Origin of the sequence: Campylobacter concisus UNSWCS, assembly GCF_000466685.1 — a bacterium.
Lineage (GTDB): Bacteria > Campylobacterota > Campylobacteria > Campylobacterales > Campylobacteraceae > Campylobacter_A > Campylobacter_A concisus_A.
Genome location: NZ_ANNG01000140.1, coordinates 1 through 230, shown reverse-complemented (window position 1 = coordinate 230; position 230 = coordinate 1). Strand labels below are relative to the sequence as shown.

Sequence of the window (230 nt, the reverse complement as noted above, 5' to 3'; positions counted from 1 at the left end):
ATGGTCTTAAATTTGGGCGGATTTAAATTTAACTGGAAACAAGTAGGCGGTATATCGCTCGAGACTGAGTTTGGCATAAGCTCGCAGGATCGTATCCAAAATCACCCCGTTTTATTTGCGGCACATTTAGGAAACCAAACCGTGAGCATAGAGGGCCAGACTATGCCCTATAACGGCGACAAACAAACGGCACTTAAAAGACTTTACGATATAGCTTACTCAAGGCAAAG

At 43.5% G+C, this 230-nt stretch carries 1 pseudogene; it reads left to right on the top strand.

The features are described 5' to 3' along the window. A pseudogene (locus tag UNSWCS_RS12215) lies at positions 1-230 on the top strand (hypothetical protein); the annotation flags it as partial.